The 22951-nt window shown below is 38.2% G+C and carries 19 protein-coding genes; 3 read left to right on the plus strand and 16 right to left on the minus strand.

Going from position 1 to position 22951, the window contains the following annotated elements:
* Window position 1: 1 nt before the first annotated feature.
* Entirely contained in the window at window positions 2-565 is a 564-nt protein-coding gene (locus R2Q78_RS05075; protein ID WP_316789491.1) for a UbiX family flavin prenyltransferase, read from the minus strand.
* A gap of 198 nt (window positions 566-763) precedes the next feature.
* Window positions 764-2791 carry a sulfatase-like hydrolase/transferase gene (locus tag R2Q78_RS05080; RefSeq protein WP_316789492.1) on the minus strand — a complete coding sequence of 676 codons (2028 nt, stop codon included), beginning with the start codon at window positions 2789-2791 and terminating at the stop codon, window positions 764-766.
* 147 nt (window positions 2792-2938) lie between these two features.
* On the opposite strand from R2Q78_RS05080, the gene R2Q78_RS05085 reads away from it, so the two are divergent.
* Window positions 2939-3181 carry a hypothetical protein gene (locus R2Q78_RS05085; protein WP_316789493.1) on the plus strand — a complete coding sequence of 81 codons (243 nt, stop codon included), beginning with the start codon at window positions 2939-2941 and terminating at the stop codon, window positions 3179-3181.
* A 44-nt stretch (window positions 3182-3225) separates the two neighbouring features.
* Here the strand turns inward: R2Q78_RS05085 and R2Q78_RS05090 are convergent, their stop codons facing one another.
* The 10 genes from R2Q78_RS05090 to R2Q78_RS05135 all read right to left on the minus strand — a co-directional run bounded on the left by R2Q78_RS05090 (window position 3226) and on the right by R2Q78_RS05135 (window position 14597).
* Window positions 3226-4533 carry an HlyD family secretion protein gene (locus tag R2Q78_RS05090; RefSeq protein ID WP_316789494.1) on the minus strand — a complete coding sequence of 436 codons (1308 nt, stop codon included), beginning with the start codon at window positions 4531-4533 and terminating at the stop codon, window positions 3226-3228.
* Between the two features lies 1 nt (window position 4534).
* Window positions 4535-6745 carry a peptidase domain-containing ABC transporter gene (locus R2Q78_RS05095; protein ID WP_316789495.1) on the minus strand — a complete coding sequence of 737 codons (2211 nt, stop codon included), beginning with the start codon at window positions 6743-6745 and terminating at the stop codon, window positions 4535-4537.
* A complete protein-coding gene (locus R2Q78_RS05100; protein WP_316789497.1) occupies window positions 6730-7674 on the minus strand; it encodes a hypothetical protein in 945 nt (314 codons plus the stop codon). Before R2Q78_RS05100 ends, R2Q78_RS05095 begins: the two co-directional genes overlap by 16 nt.
* A 1-nt stretch (window position 7675) precedes the next feature.
* Window positions 7676-9400, minus strand: coding sequence for a galactosyltransferase-related protein (locus tag R2Q78_RS05105; RefSeq protein ID WP_316789498.1), 1725 nt, complete (start codon window positions 9398-9400; stop codon window positions 7676-7678).
* A gap of 67 nt (window positions 9401-9467) precedes the next feature.
* Window positions 9468-10625: a TlpA disulfide reductase family protein gene (locus R2Q78_RS05110; protein ID WP_316789500.1), complete on the minus strand. Its 1158-nt coding sequence runs from the start codon at window positions 10623-10625 to the stop codon at window positions 9468-9470.
* A 201-nt stretch (window positions 10626-10826) separates the two neighbouring features.
* A complete protein-coding gene (locus R2Q78_RS05115; RefSeq protein ID WP_410478470.1) occupies window positions 10827-11102 on the minus strand; it encodes a hypothetical protein in 276 nt (91 codons plus the stop codon).
* 142 nt (window positions 11103-11244) lie between these two features.
* Window positions 11245-12828 (minus strand): cysteine peptidase family C39 domain-containing protein, encoded by a 1584-nt coding sequence (locus tag R2Q78_RS05120; protein ID WP_316789503.1) that lies wholly within the window; start codon window positions 12826-12828, stop codon window positions 11245-11247.
* A gap of 435 nt (window positions 12829-13263) precedes the next feature.
* Window positions 13264-13539, minus strand: a complete 276-nt coding sequence (locus R2Q78_RS05125; protein WP_316789505.1) for a hypothetical protein — start codon at window positions 13537-13539, stop codon at window positions 13264-13266.
* Between the two features lie 273 nt (window positions 13540-13812).
* Window positions 13813-14124, minus strand: a complete 312-nt coding sequence (locus R2Q78_RS05130; RefSeq protein WP_316789508.1) for a hypothetical protein — start codon at window positions 14122-14124, stop codon at window positions 13813-13815.
* A 29-nt stretch (window positions 14125-14153) separates the two neighbouring features.
* The gene (locus R2Q78_RS05135; RefSeq protein ID WP_316789510.1) at window positions 14154-14597 is read right to left on the minus strand and encodes a response regulator; all 444 of its coding nucleotides are present in this window, start codon (window positions 14595-14597) and stop codon (window positions 14154-14156) included.
* Window positions 14598-14877: 280 nt separating this feature from the next.
* On the opposite strand from R2Q78_RS05135, the gene R2Q78_RS05140 reads away from it, so the two are divergent.
* Both R2Q78_RS05140 and R2Q78_RS05145 read left to right on the plus strand, forming a co-directional pair.
* Window positions 14878-15747: an AraC family transcriptional regulator gene (locus tag R2Q78_RS05140; RefSeq protein ID WP_316789512.1), complete on the plus strand. Its 870-nt coding sequence runs from the start codon at window positions 14878-14880 to the stop codon at window positions 15745-15747.
* Between the two features lie 6 nt (window positions 15748-15753).
* The gene (locus R2Q78_RS05145) at window positions 15754-17604 is read left to right on the plus strand and encodes an alpha-L-fucosidase (protein WP_316789514.1); all 1851 of its coding nucleotides are present in this window, start codon (window positions 15754-15756) and stop codon (window positions 17602-17604) included.
* A gap of 56 nt (window positions 17605-17660) precedes the next feature.
* Here R2Q78_RS05145 and R2Q78_RS05150 read toward each other — a convergent pair whose 3' ends face one another.
* The 4 genes from R2Q78_RS05150 to R2Q78_RS05165 all read right to left on the minus strand — a co-directional run bounded on the left by R2Q78_RS05150 (window position 17661) and on the right by R2Q78_RS05165 (window position 22938).
* The gene (locus R2Q78_RS05150; RefSeq protein ID WP_316789516.1) at window positions 17661-19094 is read right to left on the minus strand and encodes a Gfo/Idh/MocA family protein; all 1434 of its coding nucleotides are present in this window, start codon (window positions 19092-19094) and stop codon (window positions 17661-17663) included.
* Between the two features lie 139 nt (window positions 19095-19233).
* Window positions 19234-20850 (minus strand): beta-N-acetylhexosaminidase, encoded by a 1617-nt coding sequence (locus R2Q78_RS05155; RefSeq protein ID WP_316789518.1) that lies wholly within the window; start codon window positions 20848-20850, stop codon window positions 19234-19236.
* Window positions 20851-20884: 34 nt separating this feature from the next.
* Window positions 20885-21655, minus strand: coding sequence for an SDR family oxidoreductase (locus R2Q78_RS05160; protein WP_316789520.1), 771 nt, complete (start codon window positions 21653-21655; stop codon window positions 20885-20887).
* Between the two features lie 143 nt (window positions 21656-21798).
* A complete protein-coding gene (locus tag R2Q78_RS05165) occupies window positions 21799-22938 on the minus strand; it encodes a DUF4861 family protein (RefSeq protein WP_316789522.1) in 1140 nt (379 codons plus the stop codon).
* Window positions 22939-22951 lie beyond the last annotated feature (13 nt).

Raw genomic sequence — 22951 nt, forward strand, 5'->3', positions numbered from 1 at the left:
ACTATTCATTCCATCGATAACTCTCCTGTTCCAATCCAGCGAGATCAATTACCCGGCTTACTACGGTCTGAGCTACTTCTTCTATTGTTTTCGGAATTGAATAAAAGGATGGGTTAGCGGGACAAATTATCCCGCCCGCTTCAGTCACAGCCTTCATATTATTGATATGGATTAAACTGAAAGGGGTATCTCGAACTACTGTAATCAGCTTTCTACGTTCCTTAAGGATTACGTCGGCAGCTCTTGAAATGAGGTCATTTGAGATTCCATGTGCAATTCTTCCCAGTGTTCCCATAGAACAAGGAATAATAATCATAGTGTCAAATTTTGCAGAACCAGAAGCAAATGGAGCATTGAAATCCATTTTGTGATAAAAATCAAATGGATAATTGTCGTAATCTTCGTTGCCTAATTCGAAGCGCCAGACCTCCTTCGCATTGTCAGACATCACCACACCGACCTTCTCAATCTGCTCATTTAATGTTAACAAATTATCTAGCAGCAGCTTAGCATAAACTGACCCACTGGCACCTGTAATTGCGATAATGATCTTTTTTTTCTTCATAGCTATGCGATAAAGATACGGAACCCCAGACAAGAAAAAAGGGCCGAAAAATTAATTTTCGACCCTACATCTACCTATGAAAAACATACCCCCGAAAGGGTAAGCTCAAATGTAATTATCTTTTTCAATAAATGAAAGTTTAAACACACTTTTTTATCCTGCTAATTAATAAAATTCTTTGCTTGATTTTTTAAATGTTCATTTTGAAGGACTTATGTGATATAAATCACTGATTTTAAGCTCCTGCCAATCAGCATTTCCATATTTACTCTTAAGAGATATCAATGGGACTTTAAGATTTTCCTTGAGATAATATAGCTTAATAGGGTGATAACCTGCCTTTAAATATACACTACCTGTTTCCTGACTGCCAGATTGGTAGCCAAAATCAGCATCAATGAGCTCTGCTTCATGAATCCTCATGTAAGCTTTACCTGTTGCTGCTAATGCAAAATGATATTCGCCATCAGTGGATATTTTTATCAGCCCCTCATACACGGTCATGCCTTTATCAACAGATTTGCCCATTGGGGTTATGTTACTTACTATGCCTTTACCAGATTCAGATAAATTTGTCTCTGAAACAACAGAACTGAAGCTTCCTTTAAAAAATTTCCAGGTCAGACCTGACAATAATTTATCCTGCTTTGTAATTGTCACAGCCGGAATTAAAGCTTTATCATATGGACGGGGTGCTTCGTTATCTGCTTTTCTGACCTGCAGAACTTTGGCCTTCATCTGTTCCTGTATTTCCCTATAACCATCATTTAAGGCTAGATTGGTAGTCTGTTTAGGATCTTTAACTACATCATATATCTCAAAATCATCAGTATATGATTTGATCTCGTACCGCACACCTACCATGTCGCCTATCCTGATCATCTGCATCTGAGCTCTTTTGCGGCCACGTCTGCTAGCTTCGAATTCTTTGAATGCCGGAGTTTTTCCGCCTTCGAAATATTCTGAATAAATCAGGCTCTTTTCCTGTTTTCCTTTACCAGTTAAAACAGGTAGCAAAGATACACCATTACTTCTTGCAGGCCGGTTTGCCTGTGCGGCGTCAGCAAAAGTTGCCATCCAGTCGGACAGCATACTCGGCTCAGCAATGACCTTTCCTGAGGAAATATGACCGGGCCATAATGCTAGAGTAGGCATTCTTAAACCACCCTCCCAAACATCCCTTTTAATGCCATCAAATGGGCCATAACTACCAAAAAACTGGGGACTATAGGGTGCAGAAGGCAAATATGACTCTATTGACGGTCCATTATCAGAAGTAAATATAACAATAGTATTGTCTGAAATTTTAAGGTCCTGAAGTAATTTTAACAGGTCGCCTACACCGTCATCAATTCTCCTGTTTGCTGTTGCATATCTTTTATATACGTCTGGCCATCCAGAATTTTCATAGTCCGGATGTATATAAGAATCTATATTTCCGGAAGCAGTATTGATCATATAGCCGGATTTTCCTGTCCATTGAACACCCCCATTTAATCCTCCTCCTGCCGGGTATTCCTGCGTCGGCAATTCTAGAACGGCGTGTGGTGCGTCATATGCCAGGAACATAAAAAAAGGCTTATCCGCGCCTTTCGTATGTTCATGCTCAATGATCCATTTTTTTGCATAGGCTGTCCACAAATCTGTTGTATAGCATTTACTTAGCCCCGGCGCTATGTCTTTATAGTTTTCCCAAACTTCTTTTTTTCCTCTATACAATCCTTCAAATGGGTAGTGTTCATGCCCGTCGGCATGACGCATGTAGCCAAAAAAATCATCAAATCCTCTTTTAAGGGGGTGCGCCGGCCAATTGGGTATGACTTTAGTTTCGCCTTGTAAACCCCATTTGCCAACTGCGGCAGTAGCATACCCAGCTCCTTTGAGCAGTGTGGCCATATTGTGGTTATTTTCAATTTGTTTATCAAACTGGTTATCCCTGATACTGGCGTTTCCCTGATTGACCCCAGTTAATAAAGAGGCTCTGGAAGGTGCGCAAACCGGTGCATTACTATATTGGTGAGTAAACCGTGCACCATTTTCCGCCATTCTATCCAAATTTGGCGTAAGCTGATAAGGCAACTGATTGGCCGCTTGCTGTTTACGTTCATTCTGAAAAAATGCACCCAGATCACCATATCCAAGGTCATCTGTTAATATGAAAATAATATTCGGTTTGATAGACTTCTTGTTCAAAGATTGAGCTTTGACTATAGGTAAAGCCGTCATTCCACATAAAATGAGTAAAAGCGTCCGTAAAGTTATTTTATGCATTGTCAAATGATTTCTGTTATCGGGTTATAAGCTTAGCCAAAAATAACTATATAAAACCTTTTCTCTATTTTATTGTTAAATTATTAATCTGATTATCAAATTATGAAAGCTTCAGAAAATCAAAAATTCAGTGTTTCTACTCCAGGAGGCAAATTTAAAAATGGACATGTTACCGTTCAGCAATCTGAAACTACAGATGGACAACCGTATTACGTCTGTGAAGTTAATGATAAGGAAGTCCAGTTGCGTCATGAAGGCAAATGGGAACAGATATGGGGAGATCTGACTTCAGATCAGGTAGATTATTTAGGAAACGAAATTTCCAAACATATCGATTCACAATAACAGTGAAACTTGCAACATATTGCATTTTGAAATACCAACATACATCAATTACTATTCAACATTTTGGTAATACTTCTCATAAATCTTTTCAACAGAGAACTCTCCTCTGTGATAATCTCAGCATCAGCCTGCATCCCATTCTTTAAAACAATCTTATGCTCAGGATCTTTATTCTCATACCGTTCGAAACCGATTTTAGCAATAAACACGCTATCTTTAAATGCTACATCTGAAATGTAGTTCAACCTACCCCTGATCAGCCCGTACTGTTCAAATGGAAAACTTCGCATCTTTACCAAAGTGCGCTGTCCTATTTTTACCTTGCCCATATTGTATTGAGGGATATGTATTTCTCCAAAGAAATCAGTATTTGCCGGATTGATCATAAACAATTCCTGTCCACTATTTACCGTCTGGTTTTCCTGTACAATTCCCGCATAGCTTACTTTTCCTCCAACAGGAGCACGCATTATATACTGATTGATCCAAGCATCTGTTTCCGTGATCATATTACTTAACGACTGCACAAACTTTGCCTTTTCATCCTGTATAGTATGCTCCAGATCCAATATCTCTTTCTGCTTGGCAGCATAGCTAGCATTGTTATTTAGTAAAGAAGTCGAGGTCTGCTGCAAGGGATACTGTCCCGATAAGTACTTGTTCTCCTGCTGTTTGTATTCACTGGTAGAAACAATCCCTTTTTGATAAAGCTTCTTGTAGGATTCAAACTCATGCTCCACATTTGCATATTCTTTTTCCTGTATCCTACGCTGAGAAATGATCTGGTCTTTTAATTTACCTATCTCTTTCAAATCCTGCTCCAGGTACTTCTTTTTACTCAGGTAATATCCATCCTTTTGAGCAGAATTAAACTGAAGGTATTGCTGGTAGAAATTCTGATAAGCACCCTGCAGTTCACCAAGATTCAGTCCTTTAAGCAACGGGGATTCCACAATGCCTGAGCTATTTAGCTCCAGGTTAATCTGGTCCAGCATTTCATGAAGCTTTAACACATCGCTATGGTTTGCCGTACTCTCCATAAAGGCCAGGGACTGGTTTTGTTTCACTGTCTTCCCTTCTTTGGCAAGCAAAGCGATGATTTTCCCAGTTTGCCTGACAAGCACAGCTTTTGGTGCATTTAATGAATTTACCTTTAATGTCGTTTTTACGACATCGGGGTATTGTATAAAGGCTGAAACACCCAATATAGCAAGTAGAATTGCAAAGATCAGAGTGATTCCTCTTCTTAGTATCCATGATGGCACCGCTGCAATGATTTCTTGTACCTCTTCGCTATTTACTTCCAGGCTATTCAGCTTAGCATCTACCAGTTTTTCTTCTTCTATTTCCATCTTATACCCCCAGTTCCAATTGATTTTTTATCAGTTGATAGTATTCCCCGTTACCGTTCACCAGTTCCTGGTGGGTACCTTGCTCTATAATGATCCCTTTATCCAATACGATGATGTTATCTGCGTTCTTTACTGTACTCAATCGGTGGGCCACTACAACTACAGTACGCCCTTTGAAAAAGGTTTCCAGGTTTTCCATAATGACTTTTTCATTATTCGCATCTAGCGCATTGGTTGCTTCATCGAAAAAGATATATTCAGGATCTTTGTAGACCGCTCGGGCAATCAGCATCCGCTGGCGCTGCCCCTGGCTGATCCCGTTTCCGGCAGCACCGATCTTGGTATTTAGACCTAAAGGCAGTTCTTCTATAAACTCGCTGATATTGGCCACTTTTATCGCATGGAGCAATTTAGTCATATCAGGATACTCATCACCTACGGCAATATTGCGTGCAATAGTATCAGAGAAGATAAACCCATCCTGCATCACAATACCGCATTTGCCCCGCCAGTAACGGTATCCGATTTGCTGCATATGTGTATTTCCGACCTTGATCTCTCCTTTTTGGGGTTCATAGAACCTGAGCAACAGTTTTAGAATGGTCGTCTTACCACTACCACTCATCCCAACTATGGCGGTAGTTTTACCTTCAGGGATCTCCAAAGTGATATCTTGTAAAACGGGTTCATTACCCGCACCCGGATAGGTAAATGATATGTTTTGCAGACTGATGCTTTTATTCAATGGCAGTTCGTACAAAAAGCTTTTATCTACTGGTTCTTCGTCCTCCAGTTCATGGATCTCATTTAAGCGCTCCAAACTGATTTTCGCATCCTGAAAAGATTGTAAGAAACCCAACAACTGCTCTATAGGGCTGTTCAATTGCCCTACAATGTATTGGATGGCCATCATGGCTCCCAATGTGAGTTGCCCGTCAATTACCGCCTTCGCGACCATAAAGGTGATCAGTATGTTTTTACCTTCGTTGATAAAGAAAGTCCCGAACTGCTGGTATTGCCCTAGTGCCAGGCTTTTCATGCTAAACTTAAAAAGCCCCGCCTGGATGCGCTCCCACTCCCAGCGTTTCTGCTGTTCGCAGTTGTTGAGCTTAATCTCCTGCATACCGCCAATCAATTGTACAATATTGCTTTGGTTTTCTGATGAAATATCGAAACGTTTGAAATCTAGCTCCCTTCTCTTTTTGAGGAAAAAGACAACCCAAAAGCTATAGATGACACTGCTGACCAGGAAAATGATAAAAATATTCAGGTTATAATAAGCCAGCACAAATGAAAATACGACCATGTTAAAAAGCGAAAAGATCGTGCTCAGCGAAGATCCTGTTAAAAAGCTTTGAATCCTGCTCTGATCACTCATTCGCTGCATGATGTCCCCAGTCATCTTGGTTTCAAAGAAGCTCATCGGGAGCTTCATCAGCTTGATCAAAAAGTCAGTAAGAATAGAAATGTTGATCCTGGTGGTCATATGCAGCAGTATCCAGGAACGGATAAAATCAACACTCATACGTCCCAGGAATAGCATGGTTTGGGCGATCAGCACGATGTAAACAAAGTTCAGGTTACGCGTATTGATCCCGATATCTACAACAGACTGCGTCAGGAAGGGCAGTATGAGCTGCATTAAACTTCCGACTCCAACCCCAACAAATAACTGAATGATGAGTTGCTTATATTTGAAAAGGTAGCCCAGCATATAGGTCAGGCTTAACCCTTTGTCAGGGTCTCCGCCTTGTCTGTAAAAATCAGGACTGGGAGCAATCATCAATGCAATCCCCTCTGAACGCCCGTTATTCTGGGTACTTAGCCAGTGCTTTAAAAACTCAGCCTCGTTGTATTGGAGCAGACCTTTAGCCGGATCGGAGATGTGATAAACTTTTTTAGAAGAACCAGATATTTTGTAAAGCACCACAAAATGGTTCTGTTTCCAGTGGATGATGCAGGGCAAATCTATTTCCTGTAGCTGTTCCACGCCAAATCTTACTCCGGTAGTACGAAAGCCTATTTTCTCCGCTGCCTCACTAATGCCAAGCAGGGAAACACCTTGCCTGTTAATTCCCGAGATCTCACGCAATCGCTGAAGGGCATAATTCCGTCCATAATATTTCGCGATCATACGTAAGCACGTAGGGCCGCAATCCATCTGATCCGGTTGCTTATAATGAGGAAATTTTTTATTTATCTTAATAGCCATCCTTCAGCCCAATTGTTACTGCTCTTATCATTGTACAGATTGCAGAAAATAGATTTATTATTTCTAAAAACCAAGGGATATAAACTACCAAATTCTCTTAAAATAAATACACTTCTGTCATCCAGATTCAAAGGATCTATATTTAAACTAATTTCTTTATATTTTTCCTCAGCACCTTTTGCCCATTGATTCGCGCCAAGCATTACACCGGCCTGCCTCCAGGCATTCAGTAAGAAAATGGAACTATTTATTAAATGCCCCGGTCTTTCATTTGAAAAGAACAGTTCTATTTTAGAAACAATTTTACAGATCATTTCATTTACGAGGTCATAATTATATCTCAATGGGATTAGTTTACATAACATAATTAAAGATTGTGATATATTTTCTATGCGTTTAGAATCCAGGCTTTCCATGTCCTGGTTTATAATTGCTGAATCTCCATTCAGGAAGTGATCATAAAGTTCATCTATTAAAAGCACCAAACATTCCTTGTTGCAGATATCTTTATAGAAATTAGTATCAGGATTTTTTGACGTCACTCTTTTGTACAAATACAAAAGACGTCCTAAAGTTCCTGTATTTAATTCAATAGAATCAGCTTTGTTATACATGATGAGTTTATATACTTCATCATCTAAATCTTCCAGTACTTCATTTGTATTGACTTCAAGCATTTGATTTTGAGCAAGCCATTCAATACCCCATCCAATTCCGAGTAATCCATCGTTAAAACTAAAACTTTCTATTGAGCAAACATTTTCACCTATTTCATCCAAAAGCTCTCCAGCTTTAATATTATCCGCTGGTTGTTCACTCACATACAATGAAATACATACTCCCATTTTACCCTCATATAATCCATAATTATCGGAAGAAATTTTCTTCGGCAAAATGTAAATATCATTCTCTATTAAGTTCTTCATCATACTAGTTACTTATATTAATATCACTATTCCATTCCCAGGACGCCACATATTTTTCCAATTCTTCTTTCTGCATCGTGCATATATCTAAATATTCATTGGTGAGCTTCATGCGGGATTGGATACTTGTGTAACCACTATTCAAAGAACGCGGATGTGGCAGATGATAAAGGTTACCCGGAACCCGTTTAATTTTATACCCCAGCAAAAGCATTCTTTTCCAGCGTTCGATATCATCCGGTCCCCAACTTGTTAGATTTTCGTTCTCCAGTCCGGCTTTCTGGTATGCCTCTTTATTTAAAAAAACACAACCTCCGTATGAACGTTTTGTCCCTATGTTTAATTTATTTTGATTACTTTCAAAAAGCGAAGCGTCAAGTAATTTTGAGAACATCACTTTCATCAAAAGGCCTACTCCAACAAAGCCTCCATCATAGGGGTAAACCATGTCGCAATTACATTCTCTTAATAATGCTATGGACTCCATAATTTGAGGAATTGGAAAAACCACATCAGCATCATAAAGAGCTATGTAAGGTGTCTTTGCTAATCCTATGAGTTTATTATTATACTTCGTTCGATGAAATTCTCGATGGTCATCTTTAATAAAAACATACCTGACCCGTTTCGAGATTAGCTCAAGATCAATTTTAGACACATCATCACCTTCCATCAAGATAATATTTGTGTTGAAATGCGTATGAAGATATTGAGTTATAATATAAACATTTTCCAATCTTTCCTTTGAATCAATACGAACAGGTATCAGGAAACTAACATCAGTTAAGTCAATGCGGTTTGCAAATTGACTTTCATTATAGTCTCTTATTTCTTTTACTACTGTATAGCTGGAAGTATGTCGATCTATTGCACGCAGGTCTTCGTAAAAAGGGCTGCAGTTGCTATAATCATTCTTACGAAACAGATGCTTATTTTGATCAGATACCTTACCGGTATAATGAATTATGGGATTTTGCTGTTCCAATTGAACGGGAGAGTGTGCCCACGAAAAGTTCAGTTCAGGGTGAACAGCAACTTGTTTACCTAAAGCTAATGCTCCCCACCACAAGCACCACATATCCGTACACCAGGCTTGTATCTTTTCTTGTTTGCTGCAATAACCTAGGTTACTATTGTAATCATTCAATAAAGTAAATACCTTTTCTGAATCTATTTCCAATCTTTCCCAGAAAGTAGCGGGAACATTCTTTAAAAGATATTGAGCTCCGCCGGCATTCACATCATTTTCTTCAATTAAAGTCCTGTCTACGGCCATTAGTGCGCACATTTCATGAAAAACATGTTCCTTAGAGGTTCGTTTAATGTAATCCACGCCGGTATAGCTCCTTGTTTCAGAAGCATACCATTTATCATCAGCACTCATTAATCTAAAGTCTGGCAAACGATTGAAAATAATATCTGAGTCGTGATAAAAAACAGTCTCATTTTCCAGCCATTGATGAGTATTGAAATGCCTTGCAATAATATATGGCCTTAAAGATGACAGATATACGGTATTTTTCCTTTCATCCGGATAGGTATAAAACTGTGCTTGCTTATTTGTAGAGATAAAGTCTTTGAAGTAGGGCCTCAGCCCTCTTTTTTTATCGTAACCTATCAAAACATGAATGTTTTTTTGTTTAACACCCAATCTTGAAAAATTATGAAGCTGCAGTTGTAATTGCCAAAGGAAATAATAGTCATCTGGTTGAGCGGATAATAAGATCATATTATAAATTTTATTCTTTTAAGCGGTGTAATGTGAATCTGATCAAATATTATTCTCACTTAATCTTTCATTTTGAATTAAAGACTTCGTTTAGCTTATCAATCAGTTCCTTTCCCCGTAAATTTCTGCCGATAATTTTATCATCCTTATCGATCAGAAAATTCATGGGTACCACCGTTATGCCATATCCTTTCCCTATTTCACTTTTCACTCCCTTCAAATCTGACAATTGCAGCCAGGTTAGCTTATCGTCTTTCACCGCCTTTAACCATGCCTCTTTGCTGGTATCCATGGAAATGCTGACAACCTTAAATCCTTTAGTTCGGTAACTATTGTAAGCTTTTATCAAATGTGGATTCTCTTCCCGGCAGGGCCCACACCAGCTTGCCCAAAAATCAATTAAGGTATAAGTTCCCTTAGCAGATTTTAAAGAAACCGGTTTCCCCGTTTGATCTGGAATTGTAAAGGCCGGCGCAATGCCGTTAAATGCAGTTCTCTCTGCAGATTGTACCATCTCTAGCACCTTTTTGCCGTACGCTGATTCTTTTACAGCAGGGCTCAGCTTTTCATACACAGGTTTAAGGATATCTATATCGGCACCAGCCAATGAAGATTTTGCGATGTAGGCAGAAACCACAGAGTTTGGATATTCACTGATATGCGCTATAGTCATCTTCTGAATCTGATTGCTGATCAATTTTCGAATGGCTTCCAGACTATCAATCTTTTTAGTCTCAGACTTCTTTAGTCTATGTATGGCATCGGAGATTACGAATCCTCTTTTCCCAAGTGGTTCTATCTTTTTAATCAGCATATTATATTCATCCTGCGCCTTACTTCCCGACGCGGAAAGTTCTGACTGGCCTGAAAAATCACCTTCAATATAGAGGTTTCCAGGTGACAAGAAAAAAGGCTCTTTGTAGGAGAACCAAGATGTAATCTTTCCTTTACCATCTTTCGCTCGCATGCCTAGTGCAAACACTTCCATTCCTGAAACTCTTCCTGAAAAACTGAACGCATGATTTACTACTTTGGCGGAATCAATTTTAGTGTCTTTTTCTTTCCCCTCACCATGACGTAAGTAAATCCATCCATCCTGACGATCATGTATTTTACCGGTAATGAAGTAATTATTAGAGTTATGGCTCTGAGCATAGAGAACTTTAATATCTATGATATTAACAAAAACAATTATAAGTATTATTATAGACCAAATCTTTGTCATTTTGAAAATTTACGTTAAAAATATTTTATAAAAAAAAATTAATACAATGGGGCTAAATTAATAAAACGAGAAGCGTTTAACTTTTTGAAAATCCAAGGCTACAGATAACCTGAAAGGGCGACTTTCCTAATAAATCGCCCTTATGATCAATTTTATCTTTATTAAAACTCCTCAAAGTTTAAGATATGGTCTATCGATTACTTAATTCATGATACAAGTATATTGACTAATATAGCAATTCCAAGGATCAGTATAGCTTCCTCCTGAATTCGGACCACATACATCCTGGCAAAGTTCAAGTGCACTTCTTGTTGAATACCAGCAACTGGATCCCGCTCCATCACATTGACACAAAACGCATCTTCCAGCGCCTCCAGTAGTAACTGGATCGTCTCCACCTAATACATTTTTCAATTGACTCCTGCTTAAAACTTCCCCTTTATCTACGGAAAAGCTCTTTAAATTCAATTTTTTCATAACTTTGTTAAAATTTAGTGATTAAATTTTATAGCCCTGCTACGCCGGGTTATTTCAAGCGGCATGTTTTTATAACATCATGCTTGTTATGGGGCTGTTCTGTTGCAACTGGCAGCCCCCTTTTTTGTACAAAAAATCTTTGTTACGCCAGTAAATATTTTATATCATCTAATCTATAAGGGTCAACCAGTTTATAACCGTTAATAAAAATTGTAGGTGTAAAAGAAACTTCTGCCATTTCACACCACTCTTTTTGTTTTTGTGTCGCTATTTCAAGCCCTTCACTTCTATTAAACGGATATTTTTCGGCCCAATTATTATAATTCTTATCATCCCCGTTGTACCAGTCGTTTAACGCCTGCACTACAATAGTGTTATCTTTAGAAAAACTTAATGCGGTCATGTGCCTAGCTACTTTGGTACGCGTATCATCTTCATTGGCTGTTGTAAATACAATTTTTACTTGAATATCATCGCGCTGCTTTAACCATTCATCTAACGTATTATGTGCTACACCGCAAGGACCACAAAGCGGATTACTTACCATAGTAATTGTAGTTTCGGCTTCCGGGTTACCCAAAATAACTGGCATTAAATCATCAGGAACCGAATACTTAGCCTGCGAGCTCAGTAGTTGATTAAACAGCGTACTATTATATTTAAATTTTTTCAACTGTTGATTTAAAGGTCTCACTTGTTCAGATTTCAACAAATAAGGTTTTAGAAATGACCAAGTGGCAACAGGCATCAAAAAACAAAGTAAAAGACTGAACATATCCGATAACTCTAAATTGAAAGATTGAAATGATGTTCCAGTAGCAAAAAAAGCTGCTGCTTCCATCCACAATAGTGCCTGTACAGAGCAACACAATATGCACCAGTTCTTTATTTTTATCTGATAACCAATTGAATACAGAGTATAAGGCAGACATAAAATATTCAACCAGCTTAGTGCCACAATACTTGATGGGTTCAGTAGTAAGCAAACTAAAGATCCTGAAAAATAGAACATGCCTACTTCACTCCAACTAAGCCAACTGGTTATTTTAGCTGCATCAGATTTCAATATAGCGTTACAGTCATTCTTCTTGCCCACGCTGCATAAATTTTGTATAAATGGATTGCTGGCATTTACACTATGCATCAAGAGAAGGGCGCTTACCCCTACACCTGCTAATTTAAGTATGATCAGACTAATGTAAGAGAGATTGGAACTTTCAATATTAAGGGCATAAAAGACACTACATAATAGGATCAATACCAGAAAAGGCAAACGAGCTTCATCTAACCAACCTTTGAGTAATGACTGCTTATATTCCTTTTCACCACTTATCTCATCCTTTTCTGCATACAATATCACCCCATCCCAGAATTTAAAGAATTCGGATAAACTTAAACTTCCCTTTTTCTCCTTTTCATTACTGAGAGTAACCGTATCATGTTGAATTCCATGAACCAGAACGAATTCACCCCCTTCTCTTTTTAAGTGAGCGACAAACGGCAACGGCAATTCTTTGACATCGCAGGTTTCCTTATTGATTTTAAAAGCTTCATTGGGTACATTCCAGGAGGTCAGGCAATCACTAAGTGCCAGCATGCTGGGATAATCCGGATGGTCATGCAGATCTTTGTCGATCGTAAAAGAACTAACAGGAATTTTTAATTTCTTAATAAGCGAGTACAATACGAATACAGTATTCCCCGCACTCTTCATAGAGCGTATCATAGAAAAATATTTGGTTAACAATTAATAACTAGCAAACGAGACATCAAAAATGTCTTTCACTTTAAAGATTGGGATCGGAATAGAAACTGGAGATTGAGCGCATAATATTGATTTTATTAGTTGACAGTTCTAATTTAGAAAATTTATAATTATTATACAAATTTATTTTAAAAAACATTAATGTATCATTATTAGATATTCAGAAAAACAAGAATCAACCGAGGAACCGTGAAGTTTTTTTAAGTTGTCGATAATCAATTAGTTATTGACAGTAGGCTTTCCATCCGGGTTCCATTCCAGCTTTATAGAAATCCTTAGTCAGGAATAATACTGTTTTATGGTACTGACTGAAGTCGTTTACAACAGAATCCAATTAAGCAAATTTATAATTGAAACTTTGTCAACTTCACACTTTTATCAATACTTGTAAATTGGCTACGACTGACAGACGTTGTCTTTGTAGAGGAATCCATGATATTCAGCATGACATAGACATAATCCTGAAAAATCTTCATACTGACAAGTTCCCATGAGTTCAATTGGCGCACCTCCAGTCGATTCAGTAATTTCAAATGTACAACTAGAATGACTCCAACAAAACCATGAGTTTGTTGTTACTGAATTGTTACCTCCTAAAACTTTTTTTAATTGACTTCTACATAGGATTTCTCCATTAACATCATTTGATTTTTTTAAGTTTAGTTTTTTCATAGCAATAACCTATTTATTTGTTAAACATCTATACACTAATATAATATGAAAAATCAAATTATCAGCACGCAATCCTACAAACAGTCATCTTATTGTAATATACACACTTACAAAGTGTGTATCCATTACCGACCTATTGATAATAAAAAAGGGGTAATTACCGTTAAAATCTGAATCGTAACTTTATTAATACATTTGTGAAATATTTTATCTCGATTGGAAGCTTTAGCTGAATCAAAATATAAGAAAGCATGGGAATTATCCGTCCTTTTCCTAAACAACTGCAACCAGCAGTACATTATATTTTCTTCTGAAGTGATCCTGTACGTCGTCAATCAATTTATTGTACCTTGTAATTTTCTCAGGCAATACGAACAATAAAAAATTCACTTCACCGCTATATTGCACATACTCCTCTACAGCAAGCCAGCTTTCTCTCTCTCTATCTTCATTGTACTCCCCTGAATCCTTGAAAAGCATTAAAAGATTCAACCCTTTTTCTGTGCAGAATTTTTTAATGGCGATCTCCTGATCTCCAATAGTCTGTAAATGGGGTGAAATTCTAATATATCCAATCGCATTCATGATGAAACGATTAATGTTAATTAATATCATTAAGACCTTAAACCATGCAAAGACTTTTTTCTCGTATCCGTAGTAAAGATCTCAGAAGGGTTTTTAAGGCAGGCATTTATTTTCAACAATAATTCACTTAACTCAAATGGCTTTGAAATAAATGCATTACAACCATAACTCCCCAAAGAAAGTAGTACCTGAGGGTATGCCGAGCATATAATGACAGGGATATGTTTAGTCAACGGATTCTTCTTTAATTGAGCGCAGAGCTCTCCACCATTTATCTTAGGTAATAAATAATCTAACAGCACTATATCAGGAGTAAAATCCTGTATCAACTCAAAAACATCTTCAGCTTCTTTATAAGATCTAACAATAAACCCCTCATATTCAAACAATTCAGTCAGCATCTCAACCAACCCTTCATCATTTTCAATGATCAATATACTCTTTGAAGTATCGTATTCTTTATTTGGCAGCATTTCATTCACTTTATTAGTGGCCTATTATAACAAACGACTAAGCTTTCGGTTTTATTTTATTGAATGAGTTCGGACAGTTCATAAATCTATATAAGCTGATATAATATTATTGTTTAAACCTTAATTATTATGCAATATTGGCTACACATAGATACTATTTTCAAAATATATGTATTTATAAAAGATTTTTGTATTTTTATGAATTGATATCTAACCAAATTAAATCCTGATGACGTAAATAAAAATTTGCGTTTTTAGGTTAACACACAACACCTAAACAATGAAACCACAATTATTAAAAGTTTCAAACAACCCCGTCAATTCTTTCAGTGTCCGGCGGGACAATGTGCCCTACATCAACAACCGATGGCACTATCATCCAGAAGTCGAACTCATTTATTTCAAAAAGGGCAATGGCACTCAATTTATTGGTGACAGCATCAAGCGGTTCCGATCTGGTGATGTAGTATTGGTAGGTGCACACCTGCCCCATTACTGGAAATTTGACGAAAGCTATTTTAACGACGATGAAAAAAGCAATGCCGATGTCGTCGTTGTACATTTCTGTGAGAATTTTTGGGGAAGTTCCTTTTTAAACTTACCTGAAAACAAATCATTAAAACTGCTTTTAGAAAAGGCGCAACGAGGAATCCAGATACAGGATAAAAGCAGGAAGCAGATTGGAGAACTAATTGAAACCATTCTACTGTCCGAAGGGTCCAAAAGGATCATTACATTGATGGATGCATTACTGGCTATAGACAATTGCAGTAATAATACCGTATTATCTTCCATGGGCTTTCGTCATGACTTTGAAGAAACAGAAAATGACAGGATTAATGCCATTTACAATTATTCTCTGACGAATTTCAAGAGAAAAATACAAATGGAAGAAATGGCCGCCGTGGCCAATATTAGTCCCAACTCCTTTTGCCGATATTTTAAATCAAGGACCAGAAAAACTTACACACAATTCATAAGTGAAATCAGGGTGGGCCATGCCTGTAAATTACTGATAGAGGACAGCATGAATGTTAAACAAATCTGTTATGAAAGCGGATTTCACAACTTTGCGAGTTTCCATAAACACTTCAAAATGATAACGGGAAAAAGTCCGCTATCCTACCAAAAATCATACTTACATAAATAACTCTGAATGAAAACTAAAATATTTGCCTTATTATTTCTAACCTATCTAGCCCCTTCTTTAAAAGCGCAGCAATCCGCAAAACCGGCCCTTAATAAACAACAAAAGATGGAATGGTTTACCGATGCAAAACTTGGAATTTTCATTCACTGGGGAATCTACTCCGTTAATGGAATATCAGAATCCTGGTCTTTTTTCAATAATTACATCAACCATGACAATTACATGAAGCAACTTGATGGTTTCAATGCTTCAAAATACAATCCTGCAGCATGGGTCAGTCTTATTAAAGAAAGCGGAGCTAAATATTCTGTAATCACCACCAAACACCATGACGGGGTCTCTCTCTGGAATACAAATGGAGAAAATGCGACCACCACACTTAAGAACAGTGCGGCTAAAAAAGATGTAATCAGCCCTTTTGTATCGGAACTAAAAAAAGCAGGATTAAAAACAGGTCTTTACTATTCATTGCCAGACTGGAGTTATCCGGATTATGACGGTTTTACAAGGGATAGAAAAAGGTACAAACTTAATGAAGAACCAGCCAGATGGAACAAATTTACCAATTATTTCCAGGGACAGCTCAACGAGCTTTCATCTAAATACAACCCTGATTTACTTTGGTTTGATGGTGACTGGGAACATTCTGCTGCTGAGTGGCAAGCGGATAAAATACTGGCAAACCTAAAAAAATACAACCCAAATATCATTATCAATTCCCGCTTAAATCACAATGGTGATTACGAAACTCCGGAACAGGGAATTCCAGTCGTAAAACCTGGAAATGACTATTGGGAACTCTGCTATACCATGAACGATTCATGGGGTTATCAGCCTTATGATTTTAAATACAAATCTCCCAACATGATTATCAGAACTCTGATAGATTGCATTAGTATGGGAGGAAATCTACTGTTGGATATTGGACCAAAAGCAGACGGAACCATCGCCCAGGAACAAGTAGATATCCTGAAAGGATTGGGAAGATGGACTAAAAAACATGCCGAAGCTATTTACGGAACACGCGCTGGCATTCCTGCTAAACATTTTACCGGAAAAACAGCTTTATCGAAAGATAAAAAAACACTCTATTTATATGCCGACTGGTCTTTGAATAATCAGGATCAACTCCTTCTTAAGGGCCTTAAATCGAAAGTAATCAGTGCTCAAATTGTTGGCACCAACCATCAAGCTACTGTAAATCAGGTTCAGGATGAGGTTGTTCTCAAGGTGCCTTCGGTAGCCTGGGATCAGGATGCAACTGTCATTGCTTTAAAATTCAATGAAGCAATTCAATTAACTGAAGGCTTCAATGAAACCGTTAGTTTTGAACAACTGGCCGATAAGAAAACTGATTTCAGACTTCAACTGAAAAATATTGCCAGTTCAATACATCAGGGCAATAATCCTTTTGAAAAAACTTCCCTGTCTCAAGATGGCCTGAATTTTAACGAAGGTAAATCTGCGCTTCAACCACGGTTATACGATTGGGTAACTAAAAATTCCGAGGGACTTTACAAAACAGGCAAAGGATTACCTGAAGGACATTATCAGGGTAAAAGCGCCCTATCAGCCGACAAGCAAACAGTCTATCTTTTTGTTGAAGGAAAACCTACTGGCCCAATTGCATTAAAAGGCATTAAAAATAAAATCGCCAGAATAAGAATCGTTGGGGAAGGAACTATGATAGAGCCTCAGATCTACAATAAGCTATATTGGAGTGCAATTCCAGGTATAATTTACATCCCCATCCCAGCAGATAGACTTGATAAAGATTTCACCATAATCGCAGTGTTACTTGACGGTCCTGCAGATCTTTACAGAGAAAAAGTCGGTGCTATTGAGAGTAATATGTAATTCCATAAAAAAGCTCCCTGCAATAATTACAGGGAGCTTTTACATCTTTTGTATGATTAACCTTTTTTAACTTCTCTCACGGTAGTATTACCCCCGCCATCAAGTGTCAAATTCACAGGCTTATTTGTTTTCCATGATCCCTTTGTAAAATCAGGGATATCTACGCTAGATGATCTTTTAGAAACAGACTTCTTGCTCAAAGGAACGATGCAACTCCATGCTGCTGCATCATAAACATCCTGATCAAGAGGAAGTCCGTTGCGCAGACAATCAATCAATCTCCAGTCCATTATAAAGTCCATACCTCCATGTCCTCCAACTTTTTTTGCCACCTCACCAACATGCTTGATGATCGGTGGGCTATAAGTATCGTAAAGTTTTTTAAGTTCTTCTTTGCTTAACCATTCCTCTCCTATTGCGATACGTTCTGGTTCAGGCCACTTTGCCGCTGAACCTTTAGTTCCACTCAGTACGTGCAATCTTGAATATGGTCTTGGCGAAGTTACATCATGTTGCAGCATCATCGTTTTGCCATTGGTGGTTCTGATGGTGGTTACATTCATGTTACCGCGGTAGTTCTTACCTACAAATTGCTCATAGAAACTGTCTTTCGCCGCTCTTTTTTTGGCCTCTTCACCCATCATAAAATCATTGGTAGATACAGAAACCAGGTAATCCATTTTATCGCCTCTATTGATGTTTAAACACTGGGCGATTGGACCTAATCCATGGGTAGGATATAAATTACCATTAAAGTCTATATTCTGCTTTAATCTCCACATATCCTGATAACCGTTTTTATCGAAATTTAATCCCAATAGATCATGATTATAGGCACCTTCAGCATGGATCAGTTCACCAAACATACCATTCCTGGCCATGTTTAAAGTCAACATCTCAAAGAAATCATAACAGCAGTTTTCCAGCATCATACAATGCTTACGTGTTCTTTCAGAAGTTTCTACAAGTTTCCAGCAATCTTCAAGTGTCAGCGCTGCAGGAACTTCAGTAGCCGCATGTTTGCCATGTTCCATTGCATATACAGCCATAGGAGTATGTAAATGCCATGGCGTACAGATATAGATCAGATCCAGATCCTCTTTATCGATCATCTCTTTCCAGCCGTTTTCACCTGAATATTCCTTTGCCTTCGGCAAACCTTTACTCACTAAATTTTTTTGTGCTGCAGCTGCTCTTTCAGGCAGTTTGTCGCAAAGTGCTTTAATTTCTACTCCCTCAATGAAAGACATTCTACTTACTGCACCAGGGCCTCTCATCCCTAAACCAATAAAGCCAATTTTTACTTTATCAATTTTTGGTGCTGCATAGCCACTCATGTTAAATCTTTGAGCACTGCTACTTCCAGTAAAAGAAGTTAAAAGGTCATCGTTCTCTGAAATACTTTCTTTTGCAAAAGACGGGAGGCCTACGGCCATCGCCCCTGTGCCCAATGCAAGCTGCTGTAAAAACTTTCTACGGTTAGGTTTCATTTTGTGTCGGATTATTTAGTTTAAAAGTAATTTGACTCAAGCCAAATACTTCGATTATTATCCAATATACAAAGCTATTCCAATGGCTTAAAGACTTATTTTCACACAAACGGTTGTGTAAATTTCATATTACAATACTTTATTCTCCCGTATCAAACCGTTTTATACCAGTGCCAATTTTTATTGGCTCGGGACTTTTAGCTGGCAAAAATGGATTGTAATAATACAGACCCTGCTCCTGAAACAAATTCAAATGCCCTTTCAGACGTTCCATATACCTAGTAAAATCCTTATTCTCCTGTGATGTCCACGCTGCCTCGGCTAATGCAGTTATCCTGGGGAACAGCAGGTAATCCAGGCGCTGTTCACTTTGAATAGTCTCAGACCACAAGTCGGCCTGCACACCCAAAATCTGATCTTTCTTTGGCGTTTGCTTCACATATTTATCTTGTGTAAACTCGTAAACATTCTTTAGGGGATTGTATAACTTATTCCACTTACGACCATTCGTATGTGTACTATCCTGTACAAAATCAAAGTAAAATGGCAACCTTGGACAAAGTACGGTTTGAAATCCTTTATCTAAAGAGAGTTTTAGCACATCAGGTTTATCATGCCTCCACCAAAAGATGATGGTTTTATCCACCGGAAGATCAACTTCAGCCATTTCATCCCATACCAGCAATTTAGCATTCATACTGTAAACAGAATCAGCCATTCGTTTCATGAAATATTTTTCTACTTCTTTTGAATTCGCCAGTTTCTGCTTCTGCATTAAAGAAATGATATCAGGATTAGTCGGCCATTTATGATTTCCATAACTTACCTCATCACCACCCAAATGAATCATGCCCGACGGAAATAAGGAGTTTGTTTCCCTTAAGATGTTCGACAAGTAGGAATAAGTAACTTCTTTACCGGGGTTAAATGTAAACTCAGGATGCCCCGGACCACCACCCCCTGAAAATTCAGGATAAGCTCTATTTGCAGCCGTAGCATGCCCCGGCATATCAATTTCAGGAATCACCGTAATGAACCGTTGAGCGGCATAAGCAACAATTTCTTTCACCTGCTCCTGGGTATAATATTGTGAAGGTAGCATTTCATTGAAATAATCTCCTACACCACCTATCAATGCTAAACCAGGATATTTCTTAATTTCAATACGCCAGGCAGGTTCATCTGTGAGGTGCCAATGAAAACGGTTGAGCTTATAAAAAGCCATCCAATCCAAAACAGATTTCACTTTCTCCATACCAAAGAAATGTCTCGATTCATCCAGCATAAAGCCTCTCCAACCATATAATGGGCTATCGGAAATATTCCAGCCCTGCAAGACAAGTGTGCCCTTTTGATTTTTAGTCTGTCTGGCAATTTGCAATAAAGAAACCACGCCATAAAACGCTCCTGATGCATCTTTAGCAGTTATAGTTATGCCTTTACTATTCATATTCAGCTCATATGCTGATTTAATTTTAGCCGAAAGAACTATTTTTATTGAAGGTTTAACTGAGCTAGCCTGAACACTCAAAGGAATGTTCTGATTTTTCAACAACTCTTGCTGTAGGTAGCTGGCGATAGGCCTTAATGATTCAGATGCCACAAGTATTGGTGTGTTATTGTTCAGCGTAAACTGGTCACCAGATTTTTTTGCTACCGAGGGCTGAGGAATAATTGGACAGACATCCTGTGCAACAGCAAATTGCACTGTCACAGCCATTATCACTGATAGGCAAACGATTCTTAGTTTAGTCATTCTATGTAGGTTTATTGTGTGTCGTTTATCAGAACTACCTTCCCATCCAGCCACCATCAACAGTAATCACTGTTCCATGCATATAGTTAGAGGCGTCAGATGCTAAAAATACAACAGGTCCTTTAAAATCTTCAGGTTCACCCCACCTTCCCGCCGGAATTCTTTCCATGATGGAACGGCTTCGGTTTTCATCAGCTCTCAATGCGGTAGTATTATCAGTAGAAATATAGCCTGGAGCAATCGCATTTACATTTACACCTTTAGCTGCCCATTCATTAGCAAAAGCCTTGGTCAGCTGTCCAACAGCCCCTTTGCTTGCTGCATATCCCGGAACTGTAATACCTCCCTGAAAAGTTAGCAGAGAGGCCGTAAAAATGATTTTCCCACTTCCTCTTGACACCATGTCTCTGCCTATTTCCCTTGTCAAAATAAATGGAGCAGTTTGATTTACTGCAATTACTTCGTCCCAGTACTCATCAGGATGTTCTGATATCGGCTTTCTTAAAATAGTTCCCGCATTATTGATCAGAATATCTATTACAGGATGATCCTTTTTTACCTGCTCGCAAAATGTGGTCAATGCTCCTCTATTTCCAAAATCACACTGATAAGCATAAAAACTTCTACCTAAAGCCTTTACTGATTTTTCTACATCGCTGCCACTAAGCTCTAAGTTTGCAGATACGCCGATAATATCAGCTCCGGCTTCTGCCAGTGCCTCAGCCATTGCCTTGCCGATCCCCCTCTTACAACCTGTTACTAAAGCTACTTTTCCTTTTAAATTAAATAAATCAAGTATTGCCATTGTTATTTCTCTTAAACATTTTATTAAACTGTTGTCATCCTGAATTTATTTCAGGATCCCAAACTGGATATTTATCTTTCTTTTCCGGGATCCTGAAATAAATTCAGGATGACGAGTCGTAAAAAACCCTAATATATAATCCCCTACTCTACACTCACCTTTAAAGGCTGCGAAAGCTTTCTTTTAAAGGCATCCAAGTAATTGAACCATTGCTGTGCGTTAGTAATTTCATTGGCCTTATCCCACGCAGCTCCATTGTAATACACAATAGCCTGATTATTCCTGGCAATAGTCTGCGCAAGTAAATGCGTTTTATCGATACTCATCTTTACATTTCCTCCATCAACAATTACTCCTACTCCCGTTATGCCATCTACACCGTGCTTAGGCTCCCAATACCCCGATATAGCCTGCTGTTCATCCATTAAGATTGTACCTGCCTCTTTTCTTTTCACTATGCCGATAACAACGGGCAAAGTCTGATCGCCACTATAGGAATACCTTGCTTCTACCCTATTCATATGAGATCCGGCATCTAACGAGATTGTTTTAGTTACCTTAACTGCCTTTCCTGCTACATCCCACTCATCATATCCCAGTTCGAATGTAGTACGCAACGGGCCATTGTCCAATACTTTCCAATGATGATAATTTTTAGAAAAAATGATCGAATCTTTAAGGTAGGGCGCTATATCTCCAGCCCCCAAAGTAAATCCCACACTATAATAATCCATTCCATCGCCATGATCAGCGTGATAGTCACCGCTTTTATACCAGTCATTAATTACTAGTTTTGTACTTCTCTTTACCCACACATCTGTTCCAAAGGCGTTGTCCTTTCTTGTTTCCAAAGCCTTACCATACATACGGAAAGCTACTTTATCATTTTCCCATGCAAAATCATCATAACGTTCAGGTACAAACCTTCCAAAAGTTTTAGCAACAGATCGCACCGGCTTGCCAGCAACAATACTAAGTTTGGTTGTTTCTTTAGACTTAAGGCTCAGTTGAATCAGCAAATTCTGAACGTCTGACCCGCCTTTACGTTCCAATTGAAAAGGCACTTCTTTTTTAGAAGAAGCGATGATTACCTTAAAATTAGCCGTATCAATATTAGGATATTTGGCTTTAACGGCTGACCAGTTAACGGCAATCACCTCATCAGTTCTGCCGACATTCATTGGATTCGTAATCGTAATTGTTGCTTTAGCACCAATGCCCTGTCCGATCACAGCACCAGACAAACCGGCAAAAAACACCAATAAAATCAGAGATTTTTTCATGTTTATAAAATTA

Source organism: Pedobacter frigoris (genome assembly GCF_032678645.1).
Classification (GTDB): Bacteria; Bacteroidota; Bacteroidia; order Sphingobacteriales; family Sphingobacteriaceae; genus Pedobacter; species Pedobacter frigoris_A.

Bases quoted from the DNA above. Each gene is read 5' to 3' on its own strand.
- R2Q78_RS05075 (WP_316789491.1), bottom strand. From the start codon at position 565: ATGAAGAAAAAAAAGATCATTATCGCAATTACAGGTGCCAGTGGGTCA.
- R2Q78_RS05080 (WP_316789492.1), bottom strand. From the start codon at position 2,791: ATGACGGCTTTACCTATAGTCAAAGCTCAATCTTTGAACAAGAAGTCT.
- R2Q78_RS05085 (WP_316789493.1), top strand. From the start codon at position 2,939: ATGAAAGCTTCAGAAAATCAAAAATTCAGTGTTTCTACTCCAGGAGGC.
- R2Q78_RS05090 (WP_316789494.1), bottom strand. From the start codon at position 4,533: ATGGAAATAGAAGAAGAAAAACTGGTAGATGCTAAGCTGAATAGCCTG.
- R2Q78_RS05095 (WP_316789495.1), bottom strand. From the start codon at position 6,745: ATGGCTATTAAGATAAATAAAAAATTTCCTCATTATAAGCAACCGGAT.
- R2Q78_RS05100 (WP_316789497.1), bottom strand. From the start codon at position 7,674: ATGATGAAGAACTTAATAGAGAATGATATTTACATTTTGCCGAAGAAA.
- R2Q78_RS05105 (WP_316789498.1), bottom strand. From the start codon at position 9,400: ATGATCTTATTATCCGCTCAACCAGATGACTATTATTTCCTTTGGCAA.
- R2Q78_RS05110 (WP_316789500.1), bottom strand. From the start codon at position 10,625: ATGACAAAGATTTGGTCTATAATAATACTTATAATTGTTTTTGTTAAT.
- R2Q78_RS05115 (WP_410478470.1), bottom strand. From the start codon at position 11,102: ATGAAAAAATTGAATTTAAAGAGCTTTTCCGTAGATAAAGGGGAAGTT.
- R2Q78_RS05120 (WP_316789503.1), bottom strand. From the start codon at position 12,828: ATGATACGCTCTATGAAGAGTGCGGGGAATACTGTATTCGTATTGTAC.
- R2Q78_RS05125 (WP_316789505.1), bottom strand. From the start codon at position 13,539: ATGAAAAAACTAAACTTAAAAAAATCAAATGATGTTAATGGAGAAATC.
- R2Q78_RS05130 (WP_316789508.1), bottom strand. From the start codon at position 14,124: ATGAATGCGATTGGATATATTAGAATTTCACCCCATTTACAGACTATT.
- R2Q78_RS05135 (WP_316789510.1), bottom strand. From the start codon at position 14,597: ATGCTGCCAAATAAAGAATACGATACTTCAAAGAGTATATTGATCATT.
- R2Q78_RS05140 (WP_316789512.1), top strand. From the start codon at position 14,878: ATGAAACCACAATTATTAAAAGTTTCAAACAACCCCGTCAATTCTTTC.
- R2Q78_RS05145 (WP_316789514.1), top strand. From the start codon at position 15,754: ATGAAAACTAAAATATTTGCCTTATTATTTCTAACCTATCTAGCCCCT.
- R2Q78_RS05150 (WP_316789516.1), bottom strand. From the start codon at position 19,094: ATGAAACCTAACCGTAGAAAGTTTTTACAGCAGCTTGCATTGGGCACA.
- R2Q78_RS05155 (WP_316789518.1), bottom strand. From the start codon at position 20,850: ATGACTAAACTAAGAATCGTTTGCCTATCAGTGATAATGGCTGTGACA.
- R2Q78_RS05160 (WP_316789520.1), bottom strand. From the start codon at position 21,655: ATGGCAATACTTGATTTATTTAATTTAAAAGGAAAAGTAGCTTTAGTA.
- R2Q78_RS05165 (WP_316789522.1), bottom strand. From the start codon at position 22,938: ATGAAAAAATCTCTGATTTTATTGGTGTTTTTTGCCGGTTTGTCTGGT.